Origin of the sequence: Actinotalea sp. (assembly GCF_035443605.1) — a bacterium.
Taxonomy (GTDB): Bacteria; Actinomycetota; Actinomycetes; order Actinomycetales; family Cellulomonadaceae; genus Actinotalea.
Map to the genome: position 1 here is coordinate 46789 of NZ_DAORSQ010000003.1, position 11206 is coordinate 57994.

Here is an 11206-nt window from a genome sequence, read left to right on the forward strand (position 1 = left end):
GGGACCCCGGGACGGGACCGCGGACGGCGGGCGGGTGGCTGCCGTCGGCGGCCACCCGCCCACGGCGGTCAGGCCGTGGTCTCGTCGACGACCGCCGCGTCGGCCGCGTCCGACCTGATCCGGTCGATCGCGTTCTGGGCGGACGCCTTGGCGCTGTAGCCCTGGCTGCTCGCCAGGATGTTGCCGTTGGTCGCGACGATCCGGAAGCGGAACTCGCCCTTGGCGTCCTTGTAGATCGTGAACTTCATCGTGCACTCCGATCGCGCCTGCCTCCGACGTCCTCGTCGGAGGTCCGGGGCCAGTCTGGCCCCGCATGATCACGAGCGGAAGGGGCACGACGGCGTGCACCCGGGCTCAGGCGGCGTCGGTCACCCATCGGGCCAGCAGCTCGTCGAGCGCCTCGGCGCTCATCGGCCGGGCGAGCAGGTAGCCCTGCACCTCGTCGCAGCCCGCGGCGATGACCGCCTGGCGGGCACCCTCGGTCTCCACCCCCTCGGCGACGACCGTGAGCCCGAGCCCGTGAGCGAGCGTGACGGTCGACTCGACGATCCGGGTGGCCCGCTCGTCGCCGACCATCGCCTCGACGAAGCTGCGGTCGAGCTTGATCTCGTCGAGGGGCAGGTCACGCAGGTAGGACAGCGAGCTGTAGCCGGTGCCGTAGTCGTCGACCGACACCCGCACGCCCAGCGCGCGGATGGCGTCCAGCGCGGCGCGGCCCTCGGCGTGGTCCCGCAGCAGCACCTGCTCCGTCACCTCGACGGTGAGCGACGGGCCGTGGAGGCCGTGCCGCTCGAGCGTCGAGCGCACCAGGTCGGTGAGCTCCCCGTCGCCGAAGCCGTCGGCCGGGACGTTGACCGCCACCGGGAGCGGACGCCCCAGGTCCGCCCACCGGCGGGCCTGGGCGCAGGCCTTGTCGAGCACCTGCTCGGTGAGCGCCGCGAGCTCGCCGGCCTGGGCCAGCGGCGCGAGGAACTCGCCGGGCATGAGCAGCCCGTGCACGGGATCCATGAAGCGCGCGAGCGCCTCGACCCCGGTGACCCGGCCCGTCAGCAGGTCCACCTTCGGCTGGTAGTGCAGCACCAGCCGGCCCTCGACGAGGGCGGCGCGCATGCGCTCCACGCGCCGCAGCCCGTCGCGGCTGCGGGTGTCGAGCTCCGCGCGGTACTCCACCGACCGCGCCCGGCCCGACTTCGCCGCATACATCGCGACGTCAGCGCGGCGCAGCAGCTCGTCGACCGCGTGGCCGTGCTCGGGGGCGTGCACGATCCCTGCCGCGGCCGAGACGCGCACCCGGATGCCCTCGACGTCGTACGTCGAGGCGAGCGCGTCCGCCACCCGGGCGGCGGCCTCCCGACCCAGGTGGGGCTCGACCCCGGGAAAGAGCACAGCGAACTCGTCACCGCCGAGCCGCGCGACGACGTCGGCCTCCCGCACCCCCGTCCGCGCGCGCGACTCGGCGGCCAGCCGCCGAGCCACCAGGGTCAGCAGCAGGTCCCCGGCGCCGTGGCCGAGGGTGTCGTTGACCTCCTTGAAGCCGTCGAGGTCCAGCAGCACCAGCGTCGCCGGCGCGCCCGTCGCCAGCTGCTCGCGCGCCAGGGAGTAGAAGGCCCGGCGGTTCGACAGGCCCGTGAGCTCGTCGGTGAGCGCGAGCTCGCGGCTGCCGGCCAGGGCGTCGACCTCGACGAACGCCAGGCCCATCCGCGCGACCGCGAGGAGGATCGCCGCGGCCGCGATCCACCGGGCGGCCGGCGCGTCCTGCGGCACGAGGAGCAGCACCCCGAGCGCGACGACGGTCCCGACCAGGGGGACGAGCAGCACCGACCCGCGCGAGCGGACGGCCTGCTCGGTCCGCACGGCCCGGTGCCCGGCGGTCGTCGCGATGAGCAGGACGGCGACCATCCAGCCCAGGTTGAGCGGGCTGCCCGCCGGGATCACCCCGGTCACGGCGACCTCGGCCAGGAACAGGGCATCGGTGAGACCCAGCAGCAGCACGCTGCCCGCGAGCACCCACAGGTGCCAGGCGCTGCGGGACCGGTGCACCAGCAGCACGCTGACGGTCAGCAGCAGCATCGCCGTGTCACCGGCCAGGTACACCCCGTTGATCCCGATGACGCTCCACGCCCGCGCGGACCCGGCGAGCGCCGGGACGAGGAAGCCGAGCACGGCGGACACCGCACCGGCGGTGCCGATGAGCACGTCGAGCAGGAAGTCGCGCTGCAGACGGCGTCCACGGGAGACGCGCAGCGCCAGGGACAGCAGGACGCCGGCGTAGAGCAGCGCCCACAGGGCGTCGGCCGGGCTGGGGTAGGGCGGCGTCTCGAGCGGCCGCAGCACCACGGCCCAGTAGACCCAGCCCAGCGCGTAGGCGACCAGCCCGGCGGACAGGACGACGTCCTCGGCGCGCCCGCCGGAGCGGGCGGTGCGCACCGTCGCCGCGGCCGCAGCGATGAGGACGGCCGCCAGGAGGAGCACCACGTCCACCGTCGGGTCCTGCCCGGCCCGCGGCAGGACGCTGCGCACGGCGTGGGCCAGGACGACGGCGGCACCGAGGGCGAGCGCGCCGATGCGGAGCCCACGCCACAGCGGGCTGTCGGCCTGCGTCACGTCGCCTCCCCCGTCGGGTCGCCGCGGCGCGTCGGCGCCGAGGTGGTCCATCCACCGGCCAGCCCATCGGCAGGTCGGCCCTCCGGTCGAGGAGTCGCGGCGGGTGGTTCGCGGCGCGCCCCCGGTCGGCACCCGCCCGGCCGGATCACCCCCGCACGGCACGCACGTGCGCCACGACGCCGTCGGCCGCGGCCTCGATCTGCCGCAGCGTCGTGACGAAGCCCGCCTCGTCGCCGTACCAGGGGTCCTCGACGTCGAGCAGGTGCTCGGCGAGACCGCCGGCCGCGGGGTCGAAGGAGCGGTACAGCCGGACGTCGCCGTCGCCCAGCGAACGCAGGCGCCGGGCGTGCTGGGCCGTCATCGCGAGCACGAGGTCGCGGGCCGCGAGGTCCCCGCCGCGCACCTGGCGGGCACGGTGGGCGGGCACCGGGTAGCCATGGGCCTCGAGCACCCGCCGCGCGCGCGGGTCGATCGGCCGGCCGTGCTCCTCGTCGCTCACGCCCGTCGAGTCGACGACCACGTCGTCGCCCAGCCCGGCGGCCTCGAAGCGCGCGCGCAGCACGACCTCGGCCATGGGCGAGCGGCAGATGTTGCCGGTGCAGACGGTCATGACGCGATAGGTGCGGCTCACCGGACCATCATCGCCTGCCGGCCCCGGGCAGGGGACAGCCCGTGGGGTGCCGGTCGAGACCGGCGCACCGTGCTGGACTGGCACGGCCCCCACGGGCTGCGGTGACTGTCTGGGTCTCGCAGCCGCCTGGGCGGTACGGGACCGGAGACACTCCGTCCGATGCACTCGGGCGACTAGCGGGCAGCCACCTCACGCGTCCGGGAAGACTTCATCTTCTGGACCACCTCCTCTCCACATGTCCCCCGACCGTACGTCGCGGTCGGGGCGCTGCCAAGGGTTTTCCGGAGGGTGCGCGCGCGGCACCCGGGTCGGGACGCGGGGCGCGGCGGCCCGCAACGGGGTGCGCCGGGGGCTCCGGCGCCCGTAGGGTCGACGCGCGGGCGGGTCGACGGCCGCCGGACGGGGGAGTGATGCTGCGCACGAGGCCCCGCCGCGCCGTGGCGCTCGTGGCGCTCGTGGCGCTCGCGGCGCTCGCCCTCGGTGCGTGCGCAGCCCCGCGCTCCGATCCCGATCCGTCGCGCAGCCCGTCCCCGACGCCGACGGCCGCCCCGGTGCCGACCGCCGTGCTGCGGCTGCCCACCGCCGCGACAACGGTCCTGGCGGACGCCGACCCGGTGGCCCGGTCCGTCGCGGCCAGCACGGCGCTGTTCGTCTCCGCCCCGGTGGCCGTCGTCGCGGCGTCCGACGACCTCGCCGCCCAGGTGCGCGCCGCCGGCCTCGCCGTGGCGCTGGGCGGCCCCGTGCTGCTCCTCGGGCCGGACCCCGCGCCCACGGCGGACGAGCTCGAGCGCCTCGGCGCCGAGGCCGTCCTCACCGTCGGGGACGTCCCGGGTCTCGTGGGCGCGCTGCGGGACGTCGCGGTGGTCGCGGCGCCCGCGGACGACGACGCTCTCGCCCGCCTGCTCGCCGATGCCGGGGGCATCGACCTCCCCGCACCGGTCCCGGTCGCCCCCGGGGGCGAGGTCGCGGCCGTCGCCGCCCTCGACCGCGCGGCGCCCGTGCTCCTGGCCGTGCCGCCGCCCGAGCAGCCCGAGCAGCCCGACGGCACGCCGAGCGCCCGGCCGTCCCCCGCCACCGGGCTGCCGCGCACCGCCGTCGGCATCACCCCGCCCGGTGGGCTCGTGCTCGCCACCGGGGACCCGTCGGAGCTCGCCGCCGTCGCGACCGCACGCGCGGCCGGGCACAGCGTCGTCGTCGTGCCCGGCGGGGACCCGCGCGCGAGCGCGGCCACCGTGGACGCCGTCGCAGCGGCCCACCGGGACGGACCGACGCACGTGCTGGTGGTCGGTCCGGGCCTCGGCAGCCCCGAGCGCGTCGCGTGGACCGTGTCCACCGCCGCGACCGGCGTGCAGCTGCCCGGCGGCGGCCAGCTGGCGCTCGCGGGCAAGCGGATGGTCGCGCTCTACGGCACCCCGGTCTTCGCGGGCCTCGGGCTGCTCGGCGAGCAGGACCTGCCGTCGGCTGTCGTCCGCGCCCAGGGCCTTGCCGCCGAGTACCAGGCGCTGACCGGGGACGTCGTGGTGCCGACCTTCGAGATCATCGCCACGGTGGCGTCGGCCGGGCCGGGGGACGACGGCAACTACTCCAACGAGCTCGCCGTCGACGCGCTGCTGCCGTGGGTGGAGGCGGCCGGGGCCGCCGGCGTGTACGTCATCCTCGACCTGCAGCCGGGGCGGACCGACTTCCTCACCCAGGCGATGGCCTACGAGCCGCTGCTGCGCCACCCGCACGTGGGGCTCGCGCTGGACCCCGAGTGGCGCCTCGCGCCCGACCAGGTGCACCTGCGCCAGATCGGCTCCGTGGGGATCGACGAGGTCAACGCCGTCGTGACGTGGTTGGCCGACCTCACCCGCACGTACGCCCTGCCGCAGAAGGTGCTCGTGCTGCACCAGTTCATGCTGCGGATGATCGACGGGCGCGAGCGGCTGGACACCTCGCGCGAGGAGCTGACCGTCGTGCTGCACGTGGACGGCCAGGGCAGCCAGCCGGCGAAGGCGGGCACGTGGGCGGCGCTGCAGGTGGGGGCGCCGGCCGGCGTGCGGTGGGGGTGGAAGAACTTCGTGGACGAGGACGTCCCGATGCTCACCCCTGCGCAGACCTACCAGGTGCTGCCGCTCCCGGACCTCGTCACGTACCAGTGACGGGCGCCCGGCCCGGCCCGCTCGGGGCGGGGTCCGGGCGGCGGGTGCTGGGTCAGGCCGCCTCGTGCTGGCGCGGGACGGCTGCGCAGCGCGCGCGCTCCCCGGCGATCGCAGCCCAGCGCGCCAGCGCGGCGGCGGGGATGGCATCCGCGGTGACGCGGCTCTCCGAGGCGGAGGACGAGAACACGGAGTTCATGATGACGGCGTCGCCCATGGTGGCCTGCTTTCGTTCGGTAGCCCGGCTGGCCCTGGGGGCCCCGTGGCTTTGCGTCCCCGCCTTGCGACGGGTTTGCCATTTCTCGCTGACCTGGTCAGGTTAGGGTCCCGACGGACCGGGATCGGCACCCGGGGGGCCTCGGCCACCCGTTCGGACCAGGGTTTTCACCCGGTCGTGCGGCGCGTCCACCCGCCCGCCGGCCGGCCGGCGGGGCAGGGCGCCGCCGACCCCTCAGCACCGGGCCGGCGTGGTCGATGGGACCAGGTACCGACACCTGAGGAGAACCGCGCGTGGACGCTGTCGCCGGCATCGCCGAACGGATCTGGCAGATCCAGAGCCGCATCGCCCAGCTGGCCCCGCCCGTCCGCGTGACGGTGGGCTCGTCGTCGGCCACCGGCTCGGCCGGCGAGTTCGCCGCCGTGCTCGCCGCCACCGGGACCACGGGCACCGCCGGGACCGCGGCGGTGGCCTCGGGCGCCGACCGGCTCAACGCCAACGGCGTGCCCGTCGACCTCGTCGGCTACGGCAACGGCCGGATCCCGTCCGAGGCGCTGAGCACCATCTCGGGGACCAGCGCGCAGCTGTGGACCCCGGCGGCACGGTCGTTCGAGGCGCTGCGCTCCGCGGCCGCCGCCGACGGCGTCACCATCGGGATCACCGACTCCTACCGGACCTACGAGAGCCAGGTGGACGTCGCGGCCCGCAAGGGCCTCTACAGCCAGGGTGGCCTCGCCGCGACCCCCGGGACCTCCATGCACGGCTGGGGCATGGCGCTCGACCTCAGGCTCGACTCGACGGCGCAGGCGTGGATGCGTGCGCACGGCGAGGACTACGGGTTCGTCGAGGACGTCGCGCGCGAGCCGTGGCACTGGGGCTACCACCCCACGACCTGACGTCCGGGCCCGCACCGGACCCGCCACCCCCAGCGCCGGCCGCGACGGGCCCCCCAACGGCAGCGCGGAACATCCGGAACGGGTTCGGTTCCGGATGTTCCGCGTAGCCGCGCGGGTGTCCGCGACGGCGTCGCGCAGGGGCGAGCCCTCGGTCAGAGCGCCAGGACGGAGATCCGACCCGCGCCGTAGCCCGCGATCGACAGCTCGAGGTCCACCCGGCGCACGAAGGCCAGGACCCACCCGGCGACGTCGGCAGGCAGCCGCTCGCGCGGTGCGTAGGCAGCGTAGAGCCGCACGTGCGGGGCGTCGTCGTGGTTGAACAGCGACGCGGCGACGTTGAGGATCTCCGCGGTGTTGTCGTAGAGCGCCGGGGAGATGAGGCCGTCCTCGACGCACGCCTTGGCCGTCGCCGCGGGGATGAGCGCGATCGCGGCCCCGGCGTGGGCGGCGAGGTCGAGGTCGACGACGATCAGCGACCGGATGGCCAGCATGTCGTCGACGTAGACGCCCACCATGGCGCCCGCCCCGTGGGACGGGTCCACCGGGGCGGCGCCGGTCTTGCCCTCGACGTCGCGACCCAGGAGACCCTCGAAGAGCTCGCGGACCTCGAGCGCAGCGGGCAGCGGGGAGTGCTGGCCGACGGCGCTCATGCGAGGAAGGGGTCGATCGTGTCGCGGAAGACCTCCGCGGTGAACGGCTTGGCGATGAGGAACAGCGCACCGGCGGCATCAGCCTGCTCGCGCATCTCGGCCGAGCCCTCCGACGTGACGAACCCCAGCGGGATGTCGATGCCGTGCCGGCGCATCGCCCGGAGCAGCTCGATCCCGGTCATCTCGGGCATGTTCCAGTCCGACAGCACGAGGTCAGGATCCTGCGCCTGCGCGATCTCGAGCGCCGCGGCGCCGTCTGGCGCCTCGGTGATCTCCCAGTCGTACCCGGCCTGCCGCAGCGTCCGGATGACGATCTGGCGCATGACGCGGCTGTCGTCCGCGACGAGGACTCTCATGTGAACCACCTTGCTCGGTCGTACGGGGGGATCGGGATGGTCACGCCAGCGACCACAGGCTGATGACGAGCAGCCGGCCACGCCAGGCCAGCGCCAGCTCGTGCAGGAGGTTCTCGGGGCTCGTCGGCGGGCGCTCGTGCGTCACCTGCGGCAGCGTCAGCGCGCCGGGGTCGGGGACGAGCGCCTTGACGTTGCCCCCCACGACGTTGGCGACCTCGCCGAGCGCGTCCACGAAGTCGGCGTCGCCGACCTGCTCGTCCGGCTCCATGGCCAGCAGCGCGCGCGTGATCTGCAGCGCGGTGTCGCGCTCCGTGGACAGCAGCACCCGGCCGGGCGCCACGCCGTCGACGTCCACCCACGCGTGCATCGCGTCGGCGATGACCGGCACGTCGCCCACCCACTCGGTCAGCAGGCCGGGCTCCCCGTCGATCATCGCGGAGAAGACCTCGTCGGCGATGGTGAAGATCGGGTCGGTGCCCGTGAAGAGGCTCAGATCGATGGCGGTGCTCATGCGGACTCCTCGAGCTCGACCAGCCCCAGCAGCTGGAGCTTGTCCCGGATCGCGTCCGGCGTGAACGGTTTGATGACGTACTCGTGCGCACCGGCGGCCAGGGCGCGCACGATCTGGTTGTGCTCGCTCTCCGTGGTCACCATCATCAGCGTCACCCCGCGCCACGCGCGGTTCTCGCGGACGGCCAGCACGAACTCCAGCCCGTTCATCACGGGCATGTTCCAGTCGATGCATGCCAGGTCCACCGGGATGCCGGTCTCGAGCACGTCGAGGGCCTCCCGTCCGTCGCCGGCCTCGACCGTGTCGAAGCCCATCGACCGGAGCACCCCCACGATGATGCGGCGCATCGTCCGGGAGTCGTCGATCACCAGTGCCCTCATGCTGCCCTCCGTGCGTTCAGGCGGTAGACGGATCCCCGTCCCACGGTGACCCTCTCCCAGTCGTCGTCGATGCCGATGGTGGTCTCGGCCGCGCCGAGCAGCAGGTAGCCGCCCGGACGCACCACTCGCTGCACGCGACGCAGGACGTCACGCTTGGTCGCGAGGTCGAAGTAGATGAGCACGTTGCGCAGGAACACGACGTCGAACGGTCCACCGGCCGGCGGCACGTCCAGGAGGTTGTGCTGGGCGAAGCTGATCGCGGACCGCAACGGCGCCGCCACCTCCCAGTCGACCCCGGCGCGCGTGAAGTGCTTGACGAGCATCGAGACCGGCAGCCCGCGGTTGACCTCGAGCTGGCTGTACCGGCCGGTGCGGGCCCTGGCCAGCACCTGCTGGTTGAGGTCGGTGCCGAGGATCCGCAGCCGACCGCCGGGGACCAGGTCCGCCAGCGTCATCGCGATGGAGTAGGGCTCCTGACCCGTCGAGCACGCGGCGGACCAGATCCGCAGCGGGCCGGCCGCGCCGCGCGCGCCGAGCAGCTCCGGCACCACGTGGTCGGTCAGCGTCGCGAACGGCTGGGCGTCGCGGAACCAGGACGTCTCGTTGGTCGTCAGCGCCTCGACGACGGCCTCGAGGGCCGCCGGGCTCGCCACGGACCGCAGGGACCGGATGTACGCGTCGACGTCGACGGTGCCCGCCGTCCTGGCGAGCGGCAGGAGCCGGCTCTCGACGAGGTACTCCTTGCCGGCCTCGAGCTGGATCGCGCTGCGCCGGCGGACGAGGTCCGCGACGAAGGAGAAGTTCTCCGCGGCGAGGGTCATCGCACACCTCCCACTGGGCTGGGCTCGACGCCCAGGGCGACGGCACGGGCGATCGCGCCGGCCACCTCGTCGATCGGTAGCACGGCGTGGGCCAGCCCGGCCGTCGCGACGGCTCCCGGCATCCCCCACACCACGCTGGTGGCCTCGTCCTGCGCGATGACCGTGCCCCCCGCGGCGGTCACCGCCTCGCAGCCCGCGCGCCCGTCAGCCCCCATGCCCGTGAGCACGACGGCGAGCAGGTCCCCGCCGTACGCCTCGACGGCGGAGCGGAACATGACGTCGACCGCCGGTCGGCAGAAGTTCACCGGTGGACCGTGCTGCAGGCGCGTGCGCGCACCGCCGGCGGACCGGACGAGCTCGAGGTGCATGTCGCCCGGGGCGATGTACACGGTGCCGCGCTGCAGGTCCTCGCCGCCGGCCGCCTCGATCACCGTGCTGGGACCGAGGCGGTCCAGGCGGGCGGCGAGCTGGCGCGTGAAGACGGGGGGCATGTGCTGGACGATGACGACGGGCACGGGCAGCGGCACGGTCAGGCCGGTCAGGACGCGGGACAGCGCCTCCGGGCCTCCGGTCGAGCTGCCGATGATGACGGCGCGGGGCCGGGCGTGCACCGGGCGAGTGCGCAGGACGAACGGGCGCGGGGCAGAGCGGTCGGGCGCGACACGCTGGGCCGGCGTGCGCGGCGCGGTGGCCGACGGCGCGGCGCCCGGTCGTGCCGCGTCGCGCGGGGTGCCAGCGGGGCGGGGGACGAAGGCCTTGATCCGCGGGATGAGCTCGCCGGCCACCTGGGCCAGCGACTGCTGCACGCTGCCGACGTTCGCCGGCTTCGTGACGTAGTCCGTCGCACCGGCGGCGAGCGCGTCCAGGGTGGCGACGGCGCCGCGCTCGGTGAGCGTCGAGAACATGATGATCGGCATCTTGTGCCCGGCGCGGCGCAGGGCCCGCACCGTCTCGATGCCGTCCATGACGGGCATCTCGATGTCCATCGTGACGAGGTCCGGCGCGAACTGCTCGACCTTCGTCAGGGCGATCTGGCCGTTGGCCGCGACCCCGACGACGTCGATCGCCGGGTCGGAGGACAGGGCATCGGTGACAAGCCGGCGGACGACGACGGAGTCGTCCACCACGAGGACCCTGATCCGAGCCACTTCGCCTCCTCCGGTCATGGCGCGGGGTGCCCGCGACAGGTGTCAGATCGGCCGTCACCGGCCGGTTGTGAGCCGTCCTGGTGGGCGGCACGGGCCGGGCTCCCGGCCGCCGCTCAGGGCGGCCGGGAGCCCGGTCGGTGGGTCAGTACGTGAACGCCGCGACGCGGACGCGCAGGTCGGCCGCCATCTGCGACAGGTCGCCCGTCGCGGCCTGCAGCTGGGTCATGACGTCCGACGCGGACGATGCCGCCGACGCCACGCCCGTGATGTTCGCGGCGATCTCCCCGGAGCCCGTCGCCGCCTCGGCCACACCGCGGGACATCTCGGTGGTCGTGGCCGTCTGCTCCTCGACCGCCGAGGCGATCGTCAGCTGGTAGTCGTTGATCGACGCGATGATCTCGGCGATCTCACCGATCGCCGCGACAGCGCCGATGGTGTCGGCCTGGATGGCCTCGACGCGGCGTGAGATGTCCTCGGTGGCCCGCGCGGTCTCCTGCGCCAGCTCCTTGACCTCCCCGGCGACGACGGCGAAGCCCTTGCCGGCCTCGCCGGCACGCGCGGCCTCGATCGTCGCGTTGAGCGCGAGCAGGTTGGTCTGCTCGGCGATCTGCGTGATCGTCTTGACCACGTTGCCGATCTCAGCCGACGACGCCCCCAGCTTGGACACCGACGCGTTGGTGGCCTGCGCGGCGAACGTCGCCTGCGCAGCCACCTTGGCGGCCTCGTTGGCGTTCTGGGCGATCTCGCGGATCGAGGCGCCCATCTGCTCAGCCCCGGCCGAGACGGCCTGGACGTTGCGGCTGACCTGCTCGGCCGCGGCGGCGACCACCCCGGCCTGCACGCTGGTCTCCTCG

At 74.6% G+C, this 11206-nt stretch carries 13 protein-coding genes and 1 riboswitch; of the genes, 2 read left to right on the plus strand and 11 right to left on the minus strand.

Annotation, left to right across the window (positions count from 1 at the left end; genetic code table 11):
- Window positions 1–68: 68 nt before the first annotated feature.
- The 3 genes from PKY62_RS00890 to PKY62_RS00900 form a co-directional block, all read right to left on the minus strand.
- Window positions 69–248 carry a YegP family protein gene (locus tag PKY62_RS00890; RefSeq protein ID WP_324533905.1) on the minus strand — a complete coding sequence of 60 codons (180 nt, stop codon included), beginning with the start codon at window positions 246–248 and terminating at the stop codon, window positions 69–71.
- 106 nt (window positions 249–354) lie between these two features.
- A complete protein-coding gene (locus PKY62_RS00895; RefSeq protein ID WP_324533907.1) occupies window positions 355–2604 on the minus strand; it encodes a putative bifunctional diguanylate cyclase/phosphodiesterase in 2250 nt (749 codons plus the stop codon).
- Window positions 2605–2749: 145 nt separating this feature from the next.
- Window positions 2750–3235 carry a low molecular weight protein-tyrosine-phosphatase gene (locus PKY62_RS00900; protein ID WP_324533909.1) on the minus strand — a complete coding sequence of 162 codons (486 nt, stop codon included), beginning with the start codon at window positions 3233–3235 and terminating at the stop codon, window positions 2750–2752.
- A gap of 410 nt (window positions 3236–3645) precedes the next feature.
- Between PKY62_RS00900 and PKY62_RS00905 the strand changes: the two genes are divergently transcribed.
- A complete protein-coding gene (locus PKY62_RS00905; protein WP_324533911.1) occupies window positions 3646–5376 on the plus strand; it encodes a hypothetical protein in 1731 nt (576 codons plus the stop codon).
- Window positions 5377–5428: 52 nt separating this feature from the next.
- Here PKY62_RS00905 and PKY62_RS00910 read toward each other — a convergent pair whose 3' ends face one another.
- Window positions 5429–5590 (minus strand): hypothetical protein, encoded by a 162-nt coding sequence (locus PKY62_RS00910; RefSeq protein ID WP_324533913.1) that lies wholly within the window; start codon window positions 5588–5590, stop codon window positions 5429–5431.
- Window positions 5591–5605: 15 nt separating this feature from the next.
- A riboswitch (cyclic di-GMP riboswitch) is annotated at window positions 5606–5680 on the minus strand.
- Window positions 5681–5883: 203 nt separating this feature from the next.
- Here PKY62_RS00910 and PKY62_RS00915 point away from each other — a divergent pair.
- Entirely contained in the window at window positions 5884–6486 is a 603-nt protein-coding gene (locus PKY62_RS00915; protein WP_324533916.1) for a M15 family metallopeptidase, read from the plus strand.
- 152 nt (window positions 6487–6638) lie between these two features.
- Here the strand turns inward: PKY62_RS00915 and PKY62_RS00920 are convergent, their stop codons facing one another.
- The 7 genes from PKY62_RS00920 to PKY62_RS00950 all read right to left on the minus strand — a co-directional run.
- Window positions 6639–7136, minus strand: coding sequence for a hypothetical protein (locus PKY62_RS00920; protein ID WP_324533918.1), 498 nt, complete (start codon window positions 7134–7136; stop codon window positions 6639–6641).
- Window positions 7133–7492 (minus strand): response regulator, encoded by a 360-nt coding sequence (locus tag PKY62_RS00925; protein WP_324533920.1) that lies wholly within the window; start codon window positions 7490–7492, stop codon window positions 7133–7135. Before PKY62_RS00925 ends, PKY62_RS00920 begins: the two co-directional genes overlap by 4 nt.
- 40 nt (window positions 7493–7532) lie before the next feature.
- Window positions 7533–8003, minus strand: coding sequence for a chemotaxis protein CheX (locus PKY62_RS00930; RefSeq protein ID WP_324533922.1), 471 nt, complete (start codon window positions 8001–8003; stop codon window positions 7533–7535).
- Entirely contained in the window at window positions 8000–8383 is a 384-nt protein-coding gene (locus PKY62_RS00935) for a response regulator (protein WP_324533924.1), read from the minus strand. The genes PKY62_RS00930 and PKY62_RS00935 overlap by 4 nt, the downstream gene beginning before the upstream one ends.
- Window positions 8380–9204 carry a CheR family methyltransferase gene (locus tag PKY62_RS00940; protein ID WP_324533926.1) on the minus strand — a complete coding sequence of 275 codons (825 nt, stop codon included), beginning with the start codon at window positions 9202–9204 and terminating at the stop codon, window positions 8380–8382. The genes PKY62_RS00935 and PKY62_RS00940 overlap by 4 nt, the downstream gene beginning before the upstream one ends.
- Window positions 9201–10352 (minus strand): protein-glutamate methylesterase/protein-glutamine glutaminase, encoded by a 1152-nt coding sequence (locus PKY62_RS00945; RefSeq protein WP_324533928.1) that lies wholly within the window; start codon window positions 10350–10352, stop codon window positions 9201–9203. Before PKY62_RS00945 ends, PKY62_RS00940 begins: the two co-directional genes overlap by 4 nt.
- 142 nt (window positions 10353–10494) lie before the next feature.
- Window positions 10495–11206, minus strand: a 712-nt coding sequence (locus PKY62_RS00950) for a methyl-accepting chemotaxis protein (RefSeq protein ID WP_324533930.1), incomplete at its 5' end; no start/stop codon positions are given.

Bases quoted from the DNA above. Each gene is read 5' to 3' on its own strand.
- PKY62_RS00890 (WP_324533905.1), bottom strand. From the start codon at position 248: ATGAAGTTCACGATCTACAAGGACGCCAAGGGCGAGTTCCGCTTCCGG.
- PKY62_RS00905 (WP_324533911.1), top strand. From the start codon at position 3,646: ATGCTGCGCACGAGGCCCCGCCGCGCCGTGGCGCTCGTGGCGCTCGTG.
- PKY62_RS00910 (WP_324533913.1), bottom strand. From the start codon at position 5,590: ATGGGCGACGCCGTCATCATGAACTCCGTGTTCTCGTCCTCCGCCTCG.
- PKY62_RS00920 (WP_324533918.1), bottom strand. From the start codon at position 7,136: ATGAGCGCCGTCGGCCAGCACTCCCCGCTGCCCGCTGCGCTCGAGGTC.
- PKY62_RS00925 (WP_324533920.1), bottom strand. From the start codon at position 7,492: ATGAGAGTCCTCGTCGCGGACGACAGCCGCGTCATGCGCCAGATCGTC.
- PKY62_RS00930 (WP_324533922.1), bottom strand. From the start codon at position 8,003: ATGAGCACCGCCATCGATCTGAGCCTCTTCACGGGCACCGACCCGATC.
- PKY62_RS00935 (WP_324533924.1), bottom strand. From the start codon at position 8,383: ATGAGGGCACTGGTGATCGACGACTCCCGGACGATGCGCCGCATCATC.
- PKY62_RS00940 (WP_324533926.1), bottom strand. From the start codon at position 9,204: ATGACCCTCGCCGCGGAGAACTTCTCCTTCGTCGCGGACCTCGTCCGC.